At 73.0% G+C, this 22,828-nt stretch carries 19 protein-coding genes and 2 pseudogenes; 5 read left to right on the forward strand and 16 right to left on the reverse strand.

From position 1 onward, the window contains the following. Positions 1-254: 254 nt before the first annotated feature. Complete coding sequence (locus AB0O01_RS19875) at positions 255-2,780, reverse strand: ATP-dependent Clp protease ATP-binding subunit (protein WP_355745088.1); 2,526 nt, start codon at positions 2,778-2,780, stop codon at positions 255-257. Between the two features lie 441 nt (positions 2,781-3,221). Between AB0O01_RS19875 and AB0O01_RS19880 the strand changes: the two are divergent. Both AB0O01_RS19880 and AB0O01_RS19885 read left to right on the forward strand, forming a co-directional pair. Then, positions 3,222-3,731: pseudogene (locus AB0O01_RS19880) on the forward strand (hypothetical protein); the annotation flags it as partial. A 429-nt stretch (positions 3,732-4,160) separates the two neighbouring features. Then, positions 4,161-4,349: pseudogene (locus AB0O01_RS19885) on the forward strand (hypothetical protein); the annotation flags it as partial. Here the strand turns inward: AB0O01_RS19885 and AB0O01_RS19890 are convergent. The 10 genes from AB0O01_RS19890 to AB0O01_RS19935 all read right to left on the reverse strand — a co-directional run bounded on the left by AB0O01_RS19890 (position 4,328) and on the right by AB0O01_RS19935 (position 13,659). Beyond that, complete coding sequence (locus AB0O01_RS19890) at positions 4,328-4,663, reverse strand: Lsr2 family protein (protein ID WP_355745090.1); 336 nt, start codon at positions 4,661-4,663, stop codon at positions 4,328-4,330. The pseudogene AB0O01_RS19885 and the gene AB0O01_RS19890 sit on opposite strands and share 22 nt — an antisense overlap. 224 nt (positions 4,664-4,887) lie before the next feature. Beyond that, entirely contained in the window at positions 4,888-5,430 is a 543-nt protein-coding gene (locus AB0O01_RS19895) for an amino-acid N-acetyltransferase (RefSeq protein ID WP_355745093.1), read from the reverse strand. A 9-nt stretch (positions 5,431-5,439) separates the two neighbouring features. Continuing rightward, complete coding sequence (locus AB0O01_RS19900; protein ID WP_365315011.1) at positions 5,440-5,925, reverse strand: BlaI/MecI/CopY family transcriptional regulator; 486 nt, start codon at positions 5,923-5,925, stop codon at positions 5,440-5,442. A gap of 156 nt (positions 5,926-6,081) precedes the next feature. Beyond that, a complete protein-coding gene (locus tag AB0O01_RS19905) occupies positions 6,082-6,273 on the reverse strand; it encodes a hypothetical protein (RefSeq protein ID WP_365315013.1) in 192 nt (63 codons plus the stop codon). Positions 6,274-6,434: 161 nt separating this feature from the next. Continuing rightward, a complete protein-coding gene (locus tag AB0O01_RS19910) occupies positions 6,435-7,097 on the reverse strand; it encodes a hypothetical protein (protein WP_365315461.1) in 663 nt (220 codons plus the stop codon). Positions 7,098-8,191: 1,094 nt separating this feature from the next. Next, on the reverse strand, positions 8,192-8,989 hold the full coding sequence (locus AB0O01_RS19915) for a type III pantothenate kinase (RefSeq protein ID WP_365315015.1): 798 nt from the start codon (positions 8,987-8,989) through the stop codon (positions 8,192-8,194). A gap of 14 nt (positions 8,990-9,003) precedes the next feature. Beyond that, positions 9,004-9,975, reverse strand: a complete 972-nt coding sequence (gene nadC / locus AB0O01_RS19920; RefSeq protein WP_365315017.1) for a carboxylating nicotinate-nucleotide diphosphorylase — start codon at positions 9,973-9,975, stop codon at positions 9,004-9,006. 5 nt (positions 9,976-9,980) lie between these two features. Next, positions 9,981-11,726 carry an L-aspartate oxidase gene (locus AB0O01_RS19925; RefSeq protein WP_365315018.1) on the reverse strand — a complete coding sequence of 582 codons (1,746 nt, stop codon included), beginning with the start codon at positions 11,724-11,726 and terminating at the stop codon, positions 9,981-9,983. Further along, positions 11,723-12,715: a pantoate--beta-alanine ligase gene (gene panC / locus AB0O01_RS19930; RefSeq protein WP_365315020.1), complete on the reverse strand. Its 993-nt coding sequence runs from the start codon at positions 12,713-12,715 to the stop codon at positions 11,723-11,725. Before panC ends, AB0O01_RS19925 begins: the two co-directional genes overlap by 4 nt. After that, a complete protein-coding gene (locus AB0O01_RS19935; protein WP_365315022.1) occupies positions 12,712-13,659 on the reverse strand; it encodes a DUF2520 domain-containing protein in 948 nt (315 codons plus the stop codon). Before AB0O01_RS19935 ends, panC begins: the two co-directional genes overlap by 4 nt. Before the next feature lie 318 nt (positions 13,660-13,977). Between AB0O01_RS19935 and AB0O01_RS19940 the strand changes: the two genes are divergently transcribed. Then, complete coding sequence (locus AB0O01_RS19940; RefSeq protein ID WP_365315024.1) at positions 13,978-15,411, forward strand: beta-eliminating lyase-related protein; 1,434 nt, start codon at positions 13,978-13,980, stop codon at positions 15,409-15,411. Positions 15,412-15,559: 148 nt separating this feature from the next. Here AB0O01_RS19940 and AB0O01_RS19945 read toward each other — a convergent pair whose 3' ends face one another. Further along, the gene (locus AB0O01_RS19945) at positions 15,560-15,793 is read right to left on the reverse strand and encodes a hypothetical protein (RefSeq protein ID WP_365315026.1); all 234 of its coding nucleotides are present in this window, start codon (positions 15,791-15,793) and stop codon (positions 15,560-15,562) included. A gap of 254 nt (positions 15,794-16,047) precedes the next feature. Between AB0O01_RS19945 and AB0O01_RS19950 the strand changes: the two genes are divergently transcribed. Beyond that, positions 16,048-17,148 carry a DUF5937 family protein gene (locus AB0O01_RS19950; protein WP_365315028.1) on the forward strand — a complete coding sequence of 367 codons (1,101 nt, stop codon included), beginning with the start codon at positions 16,048-16,050 and terminating at the stop codon, positions 17,146-17,148. Positions 17,149-17,499: 351 nt separating this feature from the next. Here the strand turns inward: AB0O01_RS19950 and AB0O01_RS19955 are convergent, their stop codons facing one another. The 3 genes from AB0O01_RS19955 to AB0O01_RS19965 form a co-directional block, all read right to left on the reverse strand. Next, positions 17,500-18,132: an AAA family ATPase gene (locus tag AB0O01_RS19955; protein ID WP_365315030.1), complete on the reverse strand. Its 633-nt coding sequence runs from the start codon at positions 18,130-18,132 to the stop codon at positions 17,500-17,502. Between the two features lie 107 nt (positions 18,133-18,239). Next, complete coding sequence (locus AB0O01_RS19960) at positions 18,240-18,911, reverse strand: response regulator transcription factor (RefSeq protein ID WP_365315032.1); 672 nt, start codon at positions 18,909-18,911, stop codon at positions 18,240-18,242. A gap of 122 nt (positions 18,912-19,033) precedes the next feature. Continuing rightward, complete coding sequence (locus tag AB0O01_RS19965) at positions 19,034-20,236, reverse strand: sensor histidine kinase (protein ID WP_365315034.1); 1,203 nt, start codon at positions 20,234-20,236, stop codon at positions 19,034-19,036. Positions 20,237-20,483: 247 nt separating this feature from the next. On the opposite strand from AB0O01_RS19965, the gene AB0O01_RS19970 reads away from it, so the two are divergent. Next, complete coding sequence (locus AB0O01_RS19970) at positions 20,484-21,500, forward strand: SAM-dependent methyltransferase (RefSeq protein WP_365315463.1); 1,017 nt, start codon at positions 20,484-20,486, stop codon at positions 21,498-21,500. A gap of 160 nt (positions 21,501-21,660) precedes the next feature. On the opposite strand, the gene AB0O01_RS19975 is transcribed toward AB0O01_RS19970, so the two are convergent. Continuing rightward, positions 21,661-22,812 (reverse strand): NADH-quinone oxidoreductase subunit D, encoded by a 1,152-nt coding sequence (locus AB0O01_RS19975; RefSeq protein WP_365315036.1) that lies wholly within the window; start codon positions 22,810-22,812, stop codon positions 21,661-21,663. Between the last annotated feature and the right edge of the window lie 16 nt (positions 22,813-22,828).

The following is a 22,828-nucleotide window of genomic DNA, read 5'->3' on the forward strand; positions in this document are numbered from 1 at the left end:
CAGTCGGGCAGTCGGGCAGTCGGGCAGTCGGGCAGTCGGGCAGTCGGGCAGTCGGGCAGTCGGGCAGTCGGGCAGTCGGGCAGTCGGGCAGTCGGGCGGAAACGAGGGGCGACGAGCGGTGGCCCTCCTCTCCCGCGCACCAAGCCACTGGCCCACCCACGCACAAGGGGCCAGTAGCCCTCCCGCGCCCGCGCACAAGGAAAGGGCCGGTGCCCGAAGGCACCGGCCCTTTCCCCTCTCTCACGGCGTGATCGTCACGCCTCCTTGCTCAGATTCGGTCCGGCGCCGCCGGCCGCCTGCTCGATGGGCGGGGCGTCGGGGAGCGCGGACTTCTCCTCGCCGCGGAAGGTGAAGGTCTTGCTCTCGCCCTCGCCCTCCGTGTCCACGACCACGATGTGGCCGGGGCGCAGCTCGCCGAAGAGGATCTTCTCCGACAGGGAGTCCTCGATCTCGCGCTGGATGGTCCGGCGCAGCGGCCGGGCGCCCAGCACGGGGTCGTACCCCTTCTGCGACAGCAGTTCCTTCGCGGACTGGGACAGCTCCAGGCCCATGTCCCGGTCCTTGAGGCGCTCGTCCACCTTGCCGATCATCAGGTCGACGATCTGGAGGATGTTCTCCTGGGTGAGCTGCGGGAAGACGACGACGTCGTCGACGCGGTTGAGGAACTCGGGCCGGAAGTGCTGCTTCAGCTCGTCCTGGACCTTGTTCTTCATGCGCTCGTAGTTGGTCTTCGTGTCGCCCTGGGCGGCGAAGCCCAGGTTGAAGCCCTTGGAGATGTCCCGGGTGCCGAGGTTGGTCGTCATGATGATGACCGTGTTCTTGAAGTCCACGACCCGGCCCTGGGAGTCGGTCAGGCGACCGTCCTCCAGGATCTGGAGCAGCGAGTTGAAGATGTCCGGGTGGGCCTTCTCCACCTCGTCGAAGAGGACGACGGAGAACGGCTTGCGGCGGACCTTCTCGGTGAGCTGGCCGCCCTCTTCGTAGCCCACGTAGCCGGGGGGCGAACCGAAGAGCCGCGAGACCGTGTGCTTCTCGCTGAACTCGGACATGTCGAGGGAGATCAGCGCGTCCTCGTCGCCGAAGAGGAACTCGGCGAGCGCCTTGGACAGCTCGGTCTTACCGACACCGGACGGGCCCGCGAAGATGAACGAGCCACCGGGGCGCTTCGGGTCCTTGAGGCCCGCGCGCGTACGGCGGATCGCCTTCGACAGCGCCTTGACGGCGTCGACCTGGCCGATGACCCGCTTGTGCAGCTCCTCCTCCATGCGGAGCAGGCGGCTGGACTCCTCCTCGGTCAGCTCGAAGACCGGGATGCCGGTGGCCGTGGAGAGGACCTCGGCGATCAGCTCGCCGTCGACCTCGGCCACGACGTCCATGTCGCCGGCCTTCCACTCCTTCTCGCGCTTGGCCTTCGCGGCGAGGAGCTGCTTCTCCTTGTCGCGCAGGGAGGCGGCCTTCTCGAAGTCCTGCGAGTCGATCGCGGACTCCTTGTCGCGGCGGACGCCGGCGATCTTCTCGTCGAACTCGCGCAGGTCCGGCGGCGCGGTCATCCGGCGGATGCGCATCCGGGAACCGGCCTCGTCGATCAGGTCGATCGCCTTGTCCGGCAGGAAGCGGTCCGAGATGTACCGGTCGGCCAGGGTGGCGGCCTGGACCAGCGCCTCGTCCGTGATGGAGACCCGGTGGTGGGCCTCGTAGCGGTCGCGCAGGCCCTTGAGGATCTCGATGGTGTGCGACAGGGACGGCTCGGCGACCTGGATGGGCTGGAAGCGGCGCTCCAGGGCCGCGTCCTTCTCCAGGTGCTTGCGGTACTCGTCCAGGGTGGTGGCGCCGATGGTCTGGAGCTCACCGCGGGCCAGCATCGGCTTCAGGATGGAGGCGGCGTCGATGGCGCCCTCGGCGGCACCCGCACCGACCAGCGTGTGCAGCTCGTCGATGAACAGGATGATGTCCCCGCGGGTGCGGATCTCCTTGAGGACCTTCTTCAGGCGCTCCTCGAAGTCACCGCGGTAGCGGGAGCCGGCGACCAGGGCGCCGAGGTCCAGGGTGTAGAGGTGCTTGTCCTTGAGGGTCTCGGGCACCTCGCCCTTGACGATGGCCTGGGCGAGGCCCTCGACGACGGCGGTCTTGCCGACGCCGGGCTCACCGATCAGGACCGGGTTGTTCTTGGTACGGCGGGACAGCACCTGCATGACCCGCTCGATCTCCTTCTCGCGCCCGATGACCGGGTCGAGCTTGGATTCGCGGGCGGCCTGGGTGAGGTTCCGGCCGAACTGGTCGAGGACCAGGGACGTGGAGGGCGTGCCCTCCGCCGGGCCGCCGGCGGTGGCGGTCTCCTTGCCCTGGTAGCCCGACAGCAGTTGGATGACCTGCTGGCGGACACGGTTGAGATCGGCACCCAGCTTGACCAGGACCTGGGCGGCGACGCCCTCGCCCTCGCGGATCAGGCCGAGCAGGATGTGCTCCGTGCCGATGTAGTTGTGGCCCAACTGAAGGGCCTCGCGGAGCGACAGCTCCAGGACCTTCTTGGCACGAGGAGTGAAGGGGATGTGCCCGGACGGGGCCTGCTGGCCCTGACCGATGATCTCCTCCACCTGCTGACGGACCGCCTCAAGCGAAATGCCGAGGCTCTCCAGGGCCTTTGCGGCGACACCCTCACCCTCGTGGATCAGGCCCAGGAGGATGTGCTCGGTGCCGATGTAGTTGTGGTTGAGCATCCGGGCTTCTTCCTGAGCCAGGACGACAACCCGCCGCGCGCGGTCGGTGAACCTCTCGAACATCGTTAATCGCTCCTCAGAGCGGTCAGGCAGTGGGGGGAACTTCCCCTCCCTGTCCTTCCGCAGCTTAGTCCCGCAAGCGGGGACCGCTCATTCCAACTGCCGACACCGGACCGAGAACCACGTCTGCCTCCTGACCCCGAATGACGACAACTGCTCCAACCTGATGGTGCGAGACGATGTTCCCGCAGGCCAGGCAGTTACCCCTGCCATCTGTACGCCCATGGCGAACGCGAGACGGCCTTTTCTGCGTGTCGCCCCCTCCCACTAGGCATGTCTTACCCTCCGCCACTGACAGTCCATGCCGCACCCCCTGGTTCCCTCCGCTACGGGCGAACAACCTTGCGCCACCCCGCACCCCCGCACACCTTCACTTTCACCACTCTCCGCATTCGTACACACACTCAGCGTAACTCCACCGTCCGGGAACCGGTTGCTGCTGGCATGGCTGGCGCCCCTCCCCCGTACGCCACAGTCCCCGGCCCCCGCGGCCCCCGCAGCCCGCTCGGCGCGGCCTGCCGGGATGTACGGCGGTGGGACGCGGCCTCCTGCCGGGATGTGCGGCGCTGGTATGAGAACGAACTGGGCTGGCCGACCGTGCCCGGATCCCCGCCCCGACTTCGGGTGGGCCAGCGGTTCGACGTCCTGGATGTGCCGGCCGAGGCGGGGCGGGCGGCGCTGCGTCATCTCGCGCCCGGTTCGCCGGTGGCCCTGGCGAATACCGGGGGCGGGCGGGGTGGGGCTGAGATGGAGGGGGGCCTTGTCGACGGACGGGGGTGTCCCGTCGACGGCCGGGGGTGTGCCGCGCGGGGGGTCCGGATGCGGCTGCTGGTGGCCGCGGGGTCCGCGGAGGAGCTGCCGGGGGTGCTGGACTGGCTGGAGTGGGGGGCGCTGGCCGCGGGGCTGGATCTGGTGGCGATCGGGGCGGGTGGGGTGATGACGGCTCCGGTGCCGGTGCCGGTGTCTGAACCGGTGTCGGCGCTGGTACCGCTGCCGGCCGGGCGGAGGTGTGTCGGCGGTGAGGGTGCCCCGGGGGGCGAGCGCTGCCGGTGCGGATCGGGGTCCGGGCCGGGGCTTTCGCGGTGGGAGGACTGCCGGTGTGAACCGGGGTCCGGGTGCGGGCCGGGGCCTTCGCGGGGGGAGGACTGCCGGTGGGGATCGGGGTCCGGGTGCGGGCCGGGGCCTTCGCGCGGGGAGGACAGCCGGTGGGGATCGGGGTCCTCGCGGGGCGCGGGCCGCCGGTGCGGGCCAGGGTGCTCACGCGGGGAGGGTCGGGGCGGGCCGGGGCCCGGATGCGGTGCGGTAGCCCGGTGCGGTGCAGAGTCCCTCTGCGGGGCGGTGTCCGCGTGCGATACGGAGTCCCCGTGCGGTCCCGAGCCCTTGCAGGGGGCCGCCGTATGGCTGCGGCCCCCCGAGCCGGGGGGCGAGGTCGAGTCCTCGCTGCCGACCCTGTCGGCCATGGGGGGCGGTGGGGGCGCCCCCGATCTCGTGCGCGTCGTGGACACGGTGGCCGCTCACTGCCACCGCATCCGATTGCGGCGCCCGTGCGCTCAGGCGTTGGCCTTCTCGTAAGCCTCGCGAATGGTCGCCGGGACACGGCCGCGGTCGTTGACCTCGTAACCGTTCTCCTTCGCCCAGGCGCGGATGGCCGCGGTGTCCTGGCTGCCACCGGAAGCGGCGCGCGCCTTTCCACGTCCACCCGAAGCACGGCCACCGGTACGCCGACCGCCCTTCACATACGGATCAAGAAGGCCGCGCAGCTTGTCCGCATTGGCCGTCGTGAGATCGATCTCGTAGGTCTTGCCGTCCAGAGCGAACGTCACGGTCTCGTCCGCCTCGCCGCCGTCGAGGTCGTCGACAAGAAGGACCTGAACCTTCTGTGCCACCGGATTTCCTTTCATCGATAACGTGAGGGCCGGGGTCTGCGGCGTCCGCCGTTTCGCCGCTCCCCTGTTATATGCACTACGCAGTACGTCGGAAAGCAAACCGCTTTTGCTGGAAAAACACAAACCCCTGGGAGAGACCCACAGGGCGGCGGCGGCCATGAAACGTGCGCGTTTCGGACATAGGGAACCTGGGCATGGGGCTCCGGCGGAATATGCCGCGCCGATCACAGATGCAGCAGCATCCGGCTGTTGCCCAAGGTGTTCGGTTTCACTCGTTCGAGACCGAGGAACTCCGCGACGCCCTCGTCGTAAGAACGCAACAGCTCCGCGTAGACATCGGTGTCGACCGGTGTCTCACCGATCTCCACGAAGCCGTGGGCGCTGAAGAAGTCCACTTCGAAGGTGAGACAGAAAACGCGCCGAACGCCCAGCCAGCGCGCGGTGTCCACCAACTTCTCCAGCAACTGATGGCCGACACCGGCGCCCTTGAGTCCGGGCTTCACCGCGAGAGTGCGGACTTCCGCGAGGTCTTCCCACATCACGTGCAGCGCGCCGCAGCCGACGACCTCGGCGTTGTCGTCGCGTTCCGCGACCCAGAACTCCTGGATGTCCTCGTAAAGGGTCACCGTCGCTTTGTCGAGGAGGATGCGGTCGCGGGCGTACGCGTCCAGTAGTGCGCGCACCGAGGGCACATCGCTGGTCCGGGCCCGCCGGACGGTGATGGCTTTAGCGGTGACTTCGGGGCTCTCTGCGCTCTGTGCGGACATGAACGGACGCTATCGCCCGCCGTCCTGCGGCGCCGCGCCGGGGTTCTCACCGGGCTTCTCGGCCGGGTTCTCGGCGGGCTTCTCCCCGGTGTTCTCGGTGGCGACTTGCCCGGGTTCCGGTTCTTGCGGTGATTCCGGTCCCTGGACGATGCGTACGGCATCGGCGAGGGCGTGGCGCTGTTCCTCGCTCATCATGCCGAAGAAGGCGACGAGAGCCGCGGCCGGGTTGTCGCTCTGCGCCCATGCGTCGTTCATCAGGGCGGCGGCGTAGGCGGCCCTGGTGGAGACCGCCTCATATCGATAGGCCCGGCCTTCCGCCTCGCGGCGGACCCAGCCCTTCTGATGGAGATTGTCCAAAACGGTCATCACCGTGGTGTAGGCGATGGACCGCCCCTGCTGAAGGTCTTCCAGGACTTCTCGAACGGTCACCGGGCGGTTCCACTTCCACACCCGGGTCATGACGGCGTCTTCGAGTTCTCCCAATGGGCGAGGCACAACTCAGCACAATAGTGGGAGATCTCGGTGATGACGTGCTGGACGTGCGTCTTTACAAAAAACGTGGGCAAATCGGACCAAGGTCGGGCGGACGGCCCTCCGGGCGCGGGGTACCGGTGTGTGAGACGCCGATCAGTCGTCCGTGCCGGGCGCCGGTCAGTCGTCGGCCGTGGCCCGCGCGGTGGACGACGGCTGCTGAACGCCCCTCGCGCGCGCGAAGGCGGCGTCGACGGCCGCGTCCTCCTTGGCCTTCTGGGTGCCGCCCTGCGTCTTCACGATCACGCGGATCACACCGATGAAGAAGACGGCCATCACGGCCGGGGGCAGCAGCGCGGAGACGTAGTCCATGGCTCAAGGGTAGACGTGGGCCGCCGGGCGCCCGGGGCGGGGGCAGGGGGACGCCGGGGCCGGGGCGCGCCCCACGCGCGGGGGCGCTGTACGGACGGCCATCCGGCACACATTGCGCATTCGGGCGTGCCCCTCGCGCGCGGGGCACTGCGGGGGCTGTGTCAGCCGGCGGCCAACTGCTGGGGCGGGCCCGAGGGCGGCTGCGGGGGCTTGCGGCGCGGGAAGACCTCGCCCGGGGTGGGGATGGGGCGCCGCGCGGGCTGCGGGGCGGGCTGCTCGGGGCGCTTCGCGGGCGGTCGGGCCGGTTTGTCGGCGGGCTGCTTCTCGGCGGGCTTGCGGCCGGGCTCGGCGAGCTGTCCGCCGTCGTCCGCCAGACCGCCGGGAAGGGCCGTCAGACGGACCCGGGAGACCGGGACGGCCGGGAGGTCCGGGCGGCCCGTGCGCAGCGCCGTACGGCGTGCCAGGCGGGTGCGGACATCCCGTTCCGCGAGGGTCTGGCAGCGGTCGAGGAGGGCTGCGGCGGCCGGGTTGCCGCGCAGGGCGCGCAGGGCGGCGAGATCGTCGGCGACCGGGCGGTACCCGGCGGCCAGGACCTCCTCCAGGAGCGTCAGATAGCCGCCGGCGGTGCCGGGGAGCGCGGCTCGGTAGCGCGCGAGGTCGGCCACGAGGAAGGCTCTCAGCCGCGCGGCCTCACGCGTCGCCTCGTCGAGCGACTCGGCGAGCCGGAGACAGTCCTGAACGTCCTCGTCCGAGGCGCGGCCGGGTTCCAGGGCGAGGGCGAGCGCGCGCCGGATCACGCGCAACTCCTCCCCGCCGAACGCCATGCCGCCACGGGATCCGTAAGGCGTGGGCATATCCCAAAGATACGCACTAATCAGACAAACTCGACACAGGGGGTGGGTGTGGCGTGGGCGAGATACCCGGGTGGGGGTAGGGGGGTGGGGGGGCTTTGGTGTGGAGGTGGGGGCTTTGGGGTGGAGAACTTTGGGGGGTAGGGGCCCTCGCGGGGCATCCTCGGCTGTGGGCGCCTGTGCGGGGCGTCCGCTGGCGTGGACACCTGTGCCGGGCGGTTCGCCGGGAGGCACCCACAGGGGGTGCGGAGGGGTGGGGTGGGGTGGGGTGGGGTGGGGTGGGGTGGCCCCTGGGCCTGCCCCTGAGCGCGCCGCGCTACCGGGCGCCCCGATCGATGCGGGGCAGGCACCCGCGGGGGCGTCGGCGGGGGGCGTTTGTGCCGACCCTGGGCGGGGCGGGACCCGCGTGGGGCGCCCGCCGGGTCAGTCGCTGCGCGAGGCACGAGCAGTGGACGCACGCACGGGCTGCGCGTGGGCAAGGACCCGCACGGGGCGCCCGTCGGAGGCGCGCACACGCGCCACGCGCCGGAGGGGCTGAACGGGCGCCGGGACCCCGCTACGGCGGGGACCCGAACCAAGCCCACCCCTGGGGAGCACCGGGGAGGACGGACCCGGAGAGGAAGTCACCCACGCGGGGCCCACTGCCCAGCGGGAACCCCTGCGAGAGGCCCGTTGGCGCGGGCACCCGCCCCGGCCACAGAGGAATGGCCCCCGCACGGGCCCGCACGCACGACAGCGACCCAGGCTGGGCACCCTTTGGGCAAGCCACCCCTGCCCCGCGCTGGCCCCTTGTGCGACAGCGACCCACCCGGGACGCCCGAGGGAAGGAGCGAGCACCCTTGCCGCGCACGGGAGGGGCGACACCCTCGCGGGGCCGACTGCGCCGCGGGCACCGCCCAGGTCCCCGGTGGAATGAGCGCCCCCGCCGCCCGCGGGGGGTCCGCTACGTGGCAAGGACCCGCCCCTGCCTCCGAGCGAACGAGCACCCCACCACGCGCACAGGGGCCGGTGCCCGCCGAGCGACCGGGCCCTCGCCCGGTGAGCGCCCCGCGCGGGGCACCCCGTTCCTACATCCGCGAGACGTTGCGTTCGTAGACCATGCGCAGGCCGATCAGGGTCAGCCAGGGCTCGTGCTCGTCGATGACCGAGGACTCGCCGAGGACCAAGGGGGCCAGTCCGCCGGTGGCGATGACGGTGACGTCCTCGGGGTCGTCGGCCAGTTCGCGGGCCATGCGGTTGACCACGCCGTCGACCTGGCCGGCGAAGCCGAAGATGATGCCCGCCTGCATGGCCTCGACCGTGTTCTTGCCGATCACGCTCCGCGGGCGGGCCACCTCGATCTTGCGGAGCTGCGCGCCGCGCACCCCGAGCGCCTCGACGGAGATCTCGATGCCGGGCGCGATGACCCCGCCGATGTACTCCCCGCGCGCGCTGACCGCGTCGAACGTCGTCGCCGTGCCGAAGTCCACGACGATCGCCGGGCCGCCGTACAGCTCGACCGCGGCGACCGCGTTGATGATCCGGTCGGCGCCGACCTCCTTGGGGTTGTCGGTGAGAATCGGGACACCGGTCTTGACACCGGGTTCGACCAGGACGGCCGGTACGTCGCCGTAGTAGCGGCGGGTCACCTCGCGCAGTTCGTGCAGCACGGAGGGGACCGTGGCGCAGATGGCGATGCCGTCGATGCCGTCGCCCAGTTCGTCGCCGAGCAGCGGGTGCATGCCCATCAGGCCCTGGAGGAGCACCGCCAGCTCGTCCGCGGTGCGGCGGGCGTCCGTGGAGATGCGCCAGTGCTCGACGATGTCCTCGCCGTCGAACAGGCCGAGCACCGTGTGCGTGTTGCCTACGTCGATCGTCAGCAGCATGGCCGTCCCGCCCCCTACTGCGCCGCGCGCAGGTCGAGGCCGATGTCCAGGATCGGGGCGGAGTGCGTGAGCGCCCCCACGGCCAGGTAGTCGACGCCGGTGTCCGCGTAGGCCCTGGCGTTGTCCAGGGTGAGCCGGCCGGACGCCTCCAGGGCGGCGCGGCCGTCGACCAGGGCCACGGCCTCCTCGCACTCGCCGGGCGTGAAGTTGTCCAGCAGGATCAGGTCGGCGCCCGCGTCGAGCACCTCGCGCAGTTGGTGCAGGGTGTCGACCTCCACCTCGACCGCCACGTCCGGGAACGCCTCCCGGACGGCCTTGAAGGCCTGCTCCACGCCCCCGGCGGCGACCACGTGGTTGTCCTTGACCAGGGCCGCGTCCGAGAGCGACATACGGTGGTTGACGCCCCCGCCGCAGCGCACCGCGAACTTCTCCAGGGAGCGCAGCCCGGGGGTCGTCTTGCGCGTGTCGCGGACCTTGGCGCGGGTTCCGTCCAGAACGTCGGCCCACGCGCGCGTGGCGGTGGCGATGCCGGACAGGCGGCACAGCAGGTTGAGCGCGCTGCGCTCGGCGGTCAGCAGGTCGCGGGTGCGGGTGGTGACCGACAGCAGCGGCTGCCCGGCCTCGACCCGGTCGCCGTCCTCGGCGTGCCGCTCGACCTCGAACTCGTCGGCGCAGACCACCGAGATCACCGCCTCGGCGACCCTGAGGCCCGCCACGACGCCCGCCTCGCGCGCGACGAAGTCGGCGGTGGCGACGGCCTCCTCGGGGATGGTCGCGACCGTGGTGACGTCCACACCGCCCGCCAGGTCCTCCTGGACGGCCACATGGGCGATGTCCTCGACCTCCAGCGGGTCGAGCCCGGCGGCGGCCAGCAGCTCGGCGAGCGCGGGGTCCAGACCGCACTCGGGGTATTCCTCGTCGGCGCCGCAGGCGCAGCCGTCGCCGCAGCCGCCTGCTTGGGCGAGGGGGAGGTCGGGGGTGCTCACTGGGCTCACTGCTCCTGGGAAGGCCGGTGCTGGCGGGTCGGGGGGAAGTCTGCGGTATCGGTGGTGCGCACCGCGAGCGTGCGGTCAGGATTCAGCCGTACGACGATGTGGCGGCGCCACGCCGGGTCGTCGCGGTCGGCGCGGTCCTCGCGCCAGTGGCAGCCCCGGGTTTCCTCGCGCAGCCGGGCGGCGGCGGCCAGGACACGGGCCACGCACAGCAGGTTGGTGGCCTCCCAGGTGTCGACGCCGGGCTCGGCGGTCTTGCCGTTCTCGGCGAGGGCCTCGCGCGCGTCCCGGTGCAGCCGCCGGAGCTGTCCGGCGGCCCGCTCCAGGGAGGCGGCGGAGCGCAGCACACCCGCGCCGTCGGTCATGATCCGCTGGATGGCGAAACGGTCCTCCGGGGCGAGCAGCGGATGCTCGGGAACCTCGGGGTACGGCAGCGGGCGCGGCACGCGCGCGGGCAGCCGGTCGCGGTCGCGGCGGGCGGCGATGTCGGCGGCGATGCGCTCGGCGTAGACCAGGCCCTCCAGGAGCGAGTTGGAGGCGAGCCGGTTCGCGCCGTGCACGCCCGTGCAGGCGACCTCCCCACACGCGTAGAGCCCGCTCACGGTCGTCCGGCCCCGCGCGTCGGTGCGGACGCCGCCGGAGGCGTAGTGGGCGGCCGGGGCGATCGGGATGGGGCGGTGCACCGGGTCGATGCCGTGCGCCCGGCAGGCGGCCAGGATGGTCGGGAAGCGGTGCTCCCACATGGCGGCGCCGAAATGTGTGGCGTCGAGGAACATGTGCTCGGCATCCTGCTCCTGCATCCGCCGCATGATGCCCTTGGCCACGATGTCCCGGGGCGCCAGCTCGGCCAGCTCGTGCTGCCCGACCATGAAGCGCACCCCGTCGGCGTCCACCAAGTGGGCGCCCTCGCCCCGTACCGCCTCGGAGACCAGCGGCTGCTGGCCCTCCGCGTCCGCGCCGAGGAAGAGCACGGTGGGGTGGAACTGGACGAACTCCAGATCGCTGACCTCGGCTCCCGCGCGCAGGGCGAGGGCGACACCGTCGCCGGTGGACACGGACGGGTTGGTGGTGGCGGAGAAGACCTGGCCCATGCCGCCGGTGGCGAGCACCACCGCGGGCGCGTGCACGGCTCCCACGCCGTCGTGCTGGCCCTCGCCCATGACGTGGAGGGTGACACCCGCCGTACGGCCCTCCGCGTCCGTCAGAAGGTCCAGGACGAGCGCGTTCTCGATCGTGCGGACGCCCCGCGCGCGGGCCGCCTCCACCAGGGCGCGGGAGATCTCCGCGCCGGTGGCGTCGCCGCCCGCGTGCGCGATCCGGCGGCGGTGGTGGCCGCCCTCCCGGGTCAGTTCCAGACCGCCCTCGGCCGACTCGTCGAAGTGCGCGCCGGTCGCGATCAGCCGCCGTACGGCGTCGGGGCCCTCGGTGACGAGGATGCGGACGGCGTCCTCGTCGCACAGGCCCGCGCCCGCGACCAGGGTGTCCTCCAGATGCTGCTCGGGCGTGTCGCCGTCGCCCAGGGCCGCCGCGATACCGCCCTGGGCCCAGCGGGTGGAGCCGTCGTCGAGCCGTGCCTTGGTGACGACGACGGTCCTCAGGCCCTCAGCCTCACAGCGCAGGGCGGCGGTGAGCCCGGCGACGCCGGAGCCGACGACCACGACGTCCGCGGCGATCGACCAGCCCGGGGCGGGCGCGTGCAGCCGTATGCCGGTGGGGGTGTCGGTGTCCGTGCTGGCGCTGGTCACGGGGCGGCTCCGAAGGTCAGGGGCAGGTTGTCGATCAGCCGGGTCGCGCCCACGCGCGCGGCGACGGCGAGCACGGCCTCGCCCGTGAAGCCGTCCCCGATCTCGGTGAAGTCGGCCGGGTCGACCAGCGCCAGGTAGTCCAGCTCCAGGGGCGGGGTCAGCCGGGCGGCCTCGTCCAGCACCAGGCGGGCCGCCGCGCGGACGGCGGCCGGTGAGCCGGGGGCCGCCTTGGCGACGGCGTGCGCGTCGGCCGCCGCGCGGGACTCGCCGAGCGCGCTGAGCGCCTCCGCCCGCGCGCGGGTGGCGGGTACCTCGCGGGCCCGCGCGCGCAGCGCCTCCTGCGCCGCGTGCCGGTCGCCGCCCGCGAACAGCGCCTGGGACAGCGCCAGCGCCGTACGCCGCTCCCGGTCCGACAGGAACCGGTTGCGGCTGGACAGGGCGAGCCCGTCGTCCTCGCGGACGGTGGGCACCGCGCGGATGTCCACCCCGAAGTTCAGGTCCCGCACCATGCGGCGGATCAGGGCGAGCTGCTGGGCGTCCTTCTGCCCGAACAGCGCCGTGTCCGGGCGGGTGAGGTGGAGCAGTTTGGCGACGACGGTGAGCATCCCGTCGAAGTGCCCGGGACGCGCGGCGCCCTCCAGGCGCTCCCCCATGGGGCCCGCGCTGATCCGCACCTGCGGCTCGCCGCCCGGGTAGACCTCGTCCACGGCCGGCGCGAGGACCACGTCCGCGCCCGCCTGCTCGGCGACCTTGAGATCGGCCTCCAGGGTGCGCGGATAGCGCTCCAGGTCCTCGCCCGCGCCGAACTGGAGCGGATTGACGAAGACGGTCACCACGACCTCGCCGTCCGGTCCGGCCGCCGTCCGCGCGGACCGGATCAGGGTGGCGTGGCCCTCGTGCAGGGCACCCATGGTCATCACAACCGCCCGGTGCCCTCCACGCGCGCGGGCGTGGAGTTCGGCGGCGGTCCGCAGCAGGGTGGTGGTCATCGGGCGTCTCCTTCGGCACCGCGGGTGCCCTCGGCGCCGGGGGTCCCCTCGGCGAGCACGCCGAGCAGGTCCTCGGCCAGCTCCGGCTTCAGCAGCCCTTGGGCGAGCGCCCGGTCGGCGGTGGCCCGCGCCATCGCCAGATACCCGGCGACCGTCGCCGGGGAGTGCCGGCGCAGTTCCCCGATGTGGGCGGCGACCGTGCCCGCGTCCCCGCGCGCGACCGGCCCGGTCAGCGCCGCGTCACCGGAGCGCAGGGCGTTGTCCAGGGCGGCGCCCAGGAGCGGGCCGAGCATCCGGTCGGGCGCGCCGACCCCGGCCGCGCGCAGCAGCTCCATGGACTGCGCGACCAGGGTGACCAGGTGATTGGCGCCCAGCGCGAGCGCCGCGTGGTAGAGCGGGCGGCTCTCCTCGGTGATCCACTCCGGTTCGCCGCCCATCTCGATGACGAGGGCCTCGGCGGCCATCCGCAGTTCCTCGGGCGCGGTGACGCCGAACGAGCAGCCCGCCAGGCGCTGGACGTCCACCCGGGTGCCCGTGAAGGTCATCGCGGGGTGCAGGGCGATGGGCAGCGCGCCCGCGCGCAGGGCGGGGTCCAGTACCCGCGCCCCGTACCGGCCGGAGGTGTGCACGAGGAGCTGCCCGGGGCGTACGGCGCCGGTCTCGGCGAGGCCGGAGACCAGGCCGGGCAGCGCGTCGTCGGGCACCGTCAGCAGCACCAGGTCGGACCGCCCGAGCACCTCGGCGGGCGCTACCACCGGCACGTCCGGCAGCAGTTCGGCGGCGCGTCGCCGGGAGGCGTCGGAGACCCCGGAGACGGCGACGGGGCGGTGCCCGGCGAGTTGCAGCGACAGGGCGAGCGCGGGCCCCACCCGCCCGGCGCCGACCACCCCCACGGCGAGCCGCGCGGGGCGGTCCCTGGGATCTGGCTGGTGAACTGTACTCACGCGACTGCGGCCTTCCCGTTCCAGTCCGCTCCGGGTACCGGACGATTTCTCGTCATGTTAACGCGATTGGTTCCGGGGGTGTCCGGTTCCGGTTGTCCACAGGGTGTGGGTGGGAGTGGGGAAGGCGGCAGCGGCACCCGCGGGGAGGGTGCTCGAAGGGTGGGGCGCTGCCTGCGGGGAGGGTGCCCGCAAAGTAGGGCGCTGCCCGCGAAGCGGGGGCCGAAGGGTGGGCGCTCCCCGCGGGGAGGGTGGCCGCGCTGGAGGGGCGCGCGGCAAAAGCGGGTGCCCGCGCGCGGGGGGCGGGAGATGATCCCGGGCATGAGTGATGGGGAGCGGGACGCAGCGGAAAGGGCCAGGGGCGCCGGGCGGGAGGCGCAGGGGGTGCGGGCCCCTGGGGATGGGGATCCGGTCGATCCCGACGGACCGGATCCCGACCCCGACGGACCGGGGCGAGGGCCTGAGTCGGAACCAGGGGCTGGGCCGGAGCCGGCGTCAGGGCAGGGGCCGGCCCCGACAGCCGACCTGGACCCGACAGCTCCCCCGGCCCCGGACGGCGACCAGGACCCGGACCCCGGCTCCGTCCCCGACTCCGACTCCGCCGAAGCCCGCCGTCTCCGCCGCTTCGAGCGCCGCAGGCACGCCCACCGGGGCGCCCGGCGCCGCCTCGGGCGCTCCACCCTGCTCAGCTCGCTCCGCGACCGGCTCGCGGTCCTGGACGACGTCGGGGACCTGTACGACCTCGACCAGCCCGTCGACCTGTACGGCAACGGCATCGTGGCCGCCCTGGAGGAGAAGGTCGCCGGGCTGCTCGGCACGGAGGCCGCCGCGTTCTTCCCGACCGGCACGATGGCGCAGCAGATCGCGCTGCGCTGCTGGGCGTCGCGCACCGGCGACCGGACCGTCGCCCTGCACGCGCTGGCCCATCCCGAGGTGCATGAGCGCAACGCCTTCAGCGAGGTCAGCGGATTGCGTCCGGTCCGGCTGACCCGTGAGCCACGGCTGCCGACCGCCGCCGAGGTGCGGGACTTCGAGGAGCCCTTCGGGGCGCTGATGCTGGAGCTGCCGCTCCGGGACGCCGGTTTCGTCCTGCCCACGTTCGACGAGCTGACGGAGATCGTCGGGGCGGCGCGGGAGCGCGAGGCGGTGGTGCATTTCGACGGCGCGCGCCTGTGGGAGACGACCGAGCACTTCGGCCGCCCGCTGCCGGAGATCGCGGGCCTCGCGGACAGCGTCTACGTGTCGTTCTACAAGTCCCTCAACGGCCTCGGCGGCGCCGCGATGGCCGGTCCGGAGCCGTTCGTGGAGCAGGCCAGGAGCTGGCGGCACCGGTACGGCGGGCTGGTCTTCCAGCAGTTCCCGACGGTGCTCACGGCGCTGGCCGGGCTGGAGCGCGAGCTGCCCCGGCTGCCGGAGTACGTCCGGCACGCGCGCGTGGTCGCCGCCGCACTGCGCGAGGGGTTCACGGCGGCGGGGCTGCCCTGGTTCCGGGTGCACCCCGAGGTGCCGCACACCCACGAGTTCCAGCTCTGGCTGCCCCATGACGCCGACCTCGTCGCGGAGGCCGCCCTGCGCCATGCCGAGGAGACCCGCACCTTGCTGTTCGGCCGGTCCTGGGACGCGCCCGGCCCCGGTCTGGCCGTCACCGAGATCGAGGTCCGCGCGGAGGGGCTGGAGTGGACGCCGGCGGATGTGCGGACGGCGGTCGCCGGGTTCGTGGCGATCCTGCGGGAGGAGACCGCCGGGCGGGGTTAGGGCCGGTGGGGCGCGGCGGGGCCGGGGCGGCGCGGTGGGGGCTGGTGCGGCGCGGTGTCAGGGCTGGTCGCGGTGTCAGGGCTGGTGCGGCGCGGTCAGGGTCGGCGGCTCGGCTACGGCCGGTGAGGGTGGCATCGCGCCCGCGCGCTCAGCACGCGGAGTGGGCGTCGCGGCGGCGCCGCGAGGGCGTGGTGACGGCGGCGGTGAGGAGTCGGCGCAGCAGGCCGTCCGCCGGGCGCCCGGCGAGGACCGCGCGGAACCGCCGGTAGGTGCGGATCTCGCGGACCACGCGCGCGTCGTGCGTGCCGGGCGCGGGCGGCACGGGCTCGCCGTGCTGGGCGGCGCGGTAGGTGTCGAGGAGGTACTGCTGCGTGCTGCTCATGGCCGTTGGTTCGCCTTCCGTTCCGTGAGGGGTCGGTTCCCGCGGGGCCACCGTGCCGACCTCCGCCGCGACCGCCGCAGGGCCTCAGGGCCTCAGGGCCTCAGGGCCTCAGGGCCTCAGGGCCTCCCAGGCTGCTTCCCCGCGCGCCGGAAGTCGCCCCGATTGACCAGCCTCGTCAATCGGGCGACATCTCTCGTTCATCGGTAAACCCGCTGGTCGGGGGCGTTGTCAGTGGGCGGGTGCACCATGGGGGAATGAGCGTGCGCATCGACATGACGGGGCTGCGGCCGGAGGGGATCTCCGTCGTGCCCTCCCCCCTGGCCGAGCTGTGCATGGCGCTGCATGTGCTGGCGGAGCCGGGCCACCACCCGGGCCTGCGCGGCTGGGCCACGGGCGTGACGGCGGGGCTGGACCCGCATGTGGCCGACCGTATGTGCGAGGCGGACTTCCTGTGGCGGTCGACGTACTCCGATGTGTTCATGCCGTCCGCCGGGCTCCCGGGCGAGGTGCTGCCGGGCGGGACGCTCGCCGAGGAGCTGGACCTCCTGGACAAGCTGACGGACGAGCAGTTCGTGGACGCGGCCCTGGAGTTCACCTGCACCCTCCAGTACGACCTCCAGCCGCCGAACTACCTGGCGAGCCGCGAGGGACACGCGCGGGCGCTCGGGGTGGCCGCCTCGCGCGGGCAGCGCCAGCTCCGCTTCACCGAGCGGCTGCTGGACGACCCGCCCAGTGTCCGGGCCTGGCTGCGCCGCTTCCTGGAGGACTGCGACGAGGCGTTCTTCGCCGGGATCTGGGGCAAGCTGCGCCCGCAGCTCGCGGCCGACGCCCGGCACAAGACGGAGCTGCTGCGGCGCAAGGGCCTCGCCGAGGCGCTGGCGGCGGTGTCCCCCGCGGTGCGGTTCGACGAGCGGGCCGGGGAGGTGGTGGTGGACAAGCTGATCGAGGGCCGGATCGCCGCCAGCGGACGGCTGCTGCTCGTCCCGACCAGCCTGGGCCGACCGCATCTGAATGTGCTGCACCGCCAGGGCTGGCAGCCCCTGCTGCACTACCCGGTCAGCGCCCCGGAGCCGGTCCGCCCGCCCTCGGTGGAGGAGCTGGCCCTGCGGATGACGGCGCTGTCGCACCCCGTGCGGATGCGCATCTGCCGTCATCTGGCCCGCAGCGCGTACACGACGACGGAGCTGGCGCAGACCCACGGCATGACCGCGCCGGAGATATCCCGGCATCTGGGCGTGCTCAAGAAGGCGGGGCTGGTGACGACCCGGCGCCGCGGGCGCTATGTGCTGCACCAGCTCGATGTGGCGGTGGTGGCCCGGCTGGGGAGCGACTTCCTGGAGGGGGTGCTCCGCTGACGAGGCCCAGGGGGAAGCCCCTGACGCCACCTCCTGGGCCTCCCCCCGCGACGGGCGCTGAGACCGGGAGGGGTGTCGGAAGCGGTGCCGGGATGGATATCTGGAGCGGCGCCGGGAGGGAGCCGGGAGCGGCGCCCGGATGACACGCACCGCCCTGTGAGGCCCCGTGCAAGGCGCCCCGAGCCGGTCAGTGGCCCCACTCGCCCCACGCAGGACACCCCAGTCCCTCCGGGCCCCCGCGCAACGCACCGAGCCTCCGATACCCCGCTCAGGACCAACCCAGGCCCGGCCCGAGGCCACCAGGCCGACTCAGCCCCACCCCCCGAAGCCCCGCCCGGCACGACCCGCCCCTCAGTCCAGCCGGATGTGCCTCACCCCGACCCCCGCCTGACGCAGCCTGGTCCGCAGGGCGCCCTCCGTGTTGGGGCGCAGCTTCAGCCCCGCGAGGACGGCGATCCGGTCCGCGGTCTTGGGGACGGTCGTGTCGTCCGTCCACAAGTGCTCGGCGAACTCCGGCTCCGCCAGGCGTTCCAGACAGTGATCCACCTGCCGCTCGGCCCAGCTCTCCCGCCCGGGCGTCGCCTTCTTCCCGGCGACGAACCGGATCACCTGCCCGAGCCCGCGTTCGCGCAGCCGCTTCAGCACGGTCTCGCGCCGGGCCAGCAGTGTGAAGTGCTGGACGTCGTGACCGAGGTCGCGCAGCCGTCCGACGGTCTCGGTGAAGTAGCCGGAGTCGGTGATCGTCATGGGCGCGATCACCACGCCGTCGTGCTTGGTGAGGGCGAGGTCGAGGACCTCGACGACACCCTGCCGCCAGGCGGCGAGGTCCTGGAAGTCGCCGCGCAGTTCGGGCGGGAGCATCCGGCGCAGGCCGAAGCCGGGGAGTTCGGGATCGCAGATCACGCTGCCGGGCAGGCGGCGCCGTATCTCGTGTGCGGTCTGTGTCTTGCCGCCCCCGAAGGGGCCGTTGATCCACAGGAGCATGCGCAGACCCTACCGGCGCGCCGGGCGGCAGTCAGCCATGTCCCCGACAGGCTGGCCCGCCCGCTCCCCACGGTGGGCCCCGGTCCCCGGACCCGCCCGGCGCCGGATCACCCCTGCCCGCCGGCCCGCACCAGCCCCGTCTCGTACGCCAGGACCACCACCTGCACCCGGTCCCGCAGCCCCAGCTTGGTGAGGATGCGCCCGACATGGGTCTTCACGGTCGCCTCGGACAGGACCAGCCGCGCCGCGATCTCCCCGTTGGACAGCCCCTGCGCGACCAGCACCATCACCTCGCGCTCCCGGCCGGTGAGGCGCTCCAGTTCCTTGTGCTCGGGCTGGGCGCCGGTGCTGGGCAGCATGGGGGCGAACCGGTCCAGGAGGCGGCGCGTGGTCGACGGGGCCACCACGGCGTCCCCGCTGTGCACGGAGCGGATCGCGGCCAGCAGCTCGCCCGGCGGCACATCCTTGAGCATGAAGCCGGAGGCGCCCGCCTTGAGGCCGGAGAAGGCGTACTCGTCGAGGTCGAAGGTGGTCAGGATGAGCACCTTGGGCGGATGGGGGTCGGAGCAGATCCGGCGGGTCGTCTCCACACCGTCCAGCTTCGGCATCCGGACGTCCATGAGGACGACGTCCACCTCCGTGTCGCTCAGCACCTGGAGCGCCTCGACGCCGTCCCCCGCCTCCGCGACGACCGACATGTCCGGCTGCGCGGCGAGCACCATCCGGAATCCGGTGCGCAGCAGCACCTGATCGTCGACGAGCATCACACGGATCGTCATCGGGCTCTTCTTCCGTTTCCTTCGACCGGGTGGGGCGGTACTGCCATGGGATTCGTCAAGCGGACTTGCATATCGGTCTCGCAGTCGGGTCGTGCGTACGCACCGTCGGGCGGGCGGCGGCGTCAGTGCGCCGGTTTGAGCGGGAGCAGGGCGCTGATGCGGAATCCTCCGCCAGGGCGGGGACCGGCGTCCAGGGTGCCGCCGACCATGCCGATGCGCTCGCGCATACCGATCAGGCCGTGCCCCTGCCCGTCGACGCCGCCCTCCTCGTACAGCTCGTGCGGGGCGCCCTTGCCGTCGTCCTCGACGAGCAGGCCGAGGCCGTCGTCGAAGTAGACCAGCCGGACGCTCGCGCCCGTGTTGGGCCCGCCGTGCTTGCGCGTGTTGGTCAGCGCCTCCTGGACGATCCGGTACGCGGTCAGCTCGACGCCGCTGGGCAGCGGGCGGGGCGTGCCCTCGATCTTGAAGTCGACGGGCAGTCCCGCCGTACGGCACTGCTCCACCAGGTCCTCGATCTGCTGGACGTCCGGCTGGGGCACGTACTCGCCGCTCTCCTGGTGCTCTCCGGTGCGCAGCACGCCGAGCAGGCGGCGCATCTCGGCGAGGGCCTGGCGGCCGGTGGAGGAGATGGTCTCCAGGGCCTTCTTGGCCTGGTCGGGCGCGGCGTCCAGGACATAGGCGGCGCCGTCGGCCTGGACCACCATCACCGACACGTTGTGCGCCACCACGTCGTGCAGCTCGCGCGCGATACGGGCCCGCTCGGCGGCGACGGCGACCTTGGCCTGGGCCTCGCGCTCCTTCTCCAGCCGGGCGGCGCGCTCCTCCAACTGGGCGAAGTAGGCGCGGCGGGTGCGCAGCGAGTCGCCGAGCACCCAGGCCAGCGCGAACGGCACCGTCTGGAGCACCGCCACCGCCACGTTCCCCGCCGGGCTGGTCTCGGCCATCGGCCAGCGGGCCTGCGCGATCGGCGCCGCGCACAGACCGCCGACCAGCGCGAACCGGGACGCCCAGCGCGCGCCGTTGGCCGCGACCGTGTAGACGATCACCAGCATCGCGAAGTCGGCGACCGAGGTCGACACATCCAGCACGAGCTGCACCACGCCGACGACCACGGCGAGGATCAGCATCTGCTCCGGCAGCCGTCGGCGCAGGGTGACCACGACGCCCAGCAGCAGCGCGACGGGAATGATCAGCCAGGGGGCGTCTGTCCCCGTCTCGGCCTGGGTGGCCACCGAACTCATCACGGAGATACCGACCAGTACGAAGGCCCAGAAGCCGTCGACCCATGTCGGGTGTCTGCGGATGAAGTCGTAGAGACGCTGCACGTAACCCAGCGTAGGGAAACGAGATGTGTGCCCGGGTCAACCGAAGGGTCGATCCGTACCGCGTCCGCATACTCCCCAAGGTGGAGGCCACACTCACCGGTGCGCATAGCCTGACGACGTGACGGACGACACCAGGGGCGCCGATACGGCCGATTCCGTACCCCGCTCCGGCCGCCGCGGCCTCCACGCTCCGGTTCCGGGGGCGCCACCGTCTCCGCGCGGCTGGCGGGAGGCCGCCCAGGAGGCCCTGTACGGCCCGCACGGCTTCTACCGTCGCCCAGGGGGCCCCGGTCCCGCCGGGCACTTCCGTACGTCCGTGCACGCCTCGCCGCTGTTCGCGGGCGCGGTGGCACGGCTCCTGGGCCGCCTGGACGTGGCCCTGGGCCGTCCCGAGGTGCTGGACTTCGTCGACATGGGGGCGGGCCGCGGCGAGCTGGTCACCGGGGTGCTGGCCGCGCTCCCCCCGGACGTGGCCGCCCGTACGCGCGCGTACGGCGTGGACATCGCCGACCGGCCCCGGGGCCTCGACCCCCGGATCGAGTGGCGCACCGAGCCGCCGCGCGGGGTGACGGGGCTGCTGTTCGCCAACGAGTGGCTGGACAACGTGCCCGTGGATGTCGCCGAGGTCGACGGCTCGGGCGTGGCCCGGCTGGTCCTCGTGGCCGACGACGGGACCGAGCGGCTCGGCGGGCCGGTGGGCGGGGCGGACGCCGCATGGCTGGCGCGGTGGTGGCCGCTGCCGGCCGACGAGGGGCTGCGCGCCGAGATCGGGCGGCCCCGGGACACGGCCTGGGCGGACGCCGTGGCGAGCCTCGCGCGCGGGGCCGCGGTAGCGGTGGACTACGCGCACACCGCGGACTCCCGCCCGCCCTACGGCACCCTCACCGGCTTCCGCGCGGGCCGCGGGACGGCGCCGGTACCGGACGGGTCGTGCGATGTGACGGCCCATGTCGCGCTGGACGCGTGCGCGGCGCACGCGCGGGACGCCGCCGGGCACCAGGGGCGGGTCCTGAGCCAGCGCGCCGCCCTGCGGGCGCTGGGCGTCACCGGGGAGCGTCCCCCGCTCACCCTGGCGACCACGGACCCCGCGGCCTACGTACGGGCCCTGGCGAGCGCCGGAGAGGCCGCGGAGCTGACCGCCGGGGGCGGTCTCGGGGACTTCGGCTGGCTGGTGACGCCGGTGGGGCATGTCGGGGACCCGTTGGGTGGTGTCGCGGACCCGCTGGGTGGTGTCGCGGACCCGCTGGGGGAGGCGGCCGGATAGCACCCAGGGCGGGCGCCTCACCGGCCACCGGGACGGGCGCGCCGCCGACCTCCGGAACGGGCGCCCCGCCTGCCGCCGGGACCGGCACTGCTTCCGGGACGGGCACTGCTTCCGGAGCGGGCGCTGCTCCCCGGACCGGCGCCGTTGCCGAAACCGGGCCCTATTTGTCGATGTCCCCGACGACGAAGAACATCGACCCCAGGATGGCCACCATGTCCGCCACCAGGGTGCCCGGCAGCAGTTCGGTGAGGGCCTGGATGTTGTTGTACGACGCCGAGCGCAGCTTGAGCCGGTACGGGGTCTTCTCGCCCTTGCTGACGAGGTAGTAGCCGTTGATGCCGAGCGGGTTCTCGGTCCAGGCGTAGGTGTGCCCCTCGGGCGCCTTGAGGACCTTCGGCAGCCGCTGGTTCACCGGGCCGGGCGGGAGGTCGGCGAGACGGTCCAGGCAGGCGTCGGCGAGGTCGAGGGCGTTGTGCGTCTGGTCGAGCAGGCACTCGAAGCGGGCGAGGCAGTCGCCCTCCGTCCGGGTCACGACCCGGAGAACGTCCTGGAGGTCGCCGTAGGCGAGATACGGCTCGTCGCGGCGCAGATCGAGGTCGACGCCCGAGGCCCGCGCGATGGGCCCGCTCACGCCGTACGCCTGCGCGGTGTCCGGGGCAAGCGTCCCGACCCCGCGGGTGCGGCCCCGGAAGATCTCGTTGCCCAGGACCAGGTCGTCGAAGCGGTCCATGCGCGAACGCACCCCGGCGACGGCGGCCCGCGCGCGGGAGGCCCATCCGGCGGGCAGGTCCTCCTTGAGGCCGCCCACCCGGTTGAACATGTAGTGCATCCGGCCGCCCGAGACCTCCTCCATGACGTTCTGGAGGACCTCGCGTTCGCGGAACGCGTAGAAGACCGGGGTGATGCCGCCCAGCTCCAGGGGGTAGGAGCCGAGGAACATCAGATGGTTGAGGACCCGGTTCAGCTCGGCGAGCAGGGTGCGGGTCCACACCGCGCGGACGGGCACCTCCATGCCGAGCATCCGTTCGACGGCGAGGACCACGCCCAGCTCGTTGGAGAACGCCGAGAGCCAGTCGTGGCGGTTGGCCAGCATGATGATCTGGCGGTAGTCGCGGGCCTCGAAGAGCTTCTCCGCGCCCCGGTGCATGTAGCCGATCACCGGCTCCGCGCGCTGGATGCGCTCACCGTCGAGGACCAGCTTCAGCCGGAGCACTCCGTGGGTGGACGGATGCTGCGGTCCGATGTTGAGCACCATGTCGGTGCTCTCCGCGGCGCCGCCGATCCCGACCATGGTCTCCGTCGTGGGAGTCATGGCCCCAGTCTGGCCT

Source organism: Streptomyces sp. NPDC093252 (assembly GCF_040683675.1).
In the GTDB taxonomy this organism is placed as follows: Bacteria; Actinomycetota; Actinomycetes; order Streptomycetales; family Streptomycetaceae; genus Streptomyces.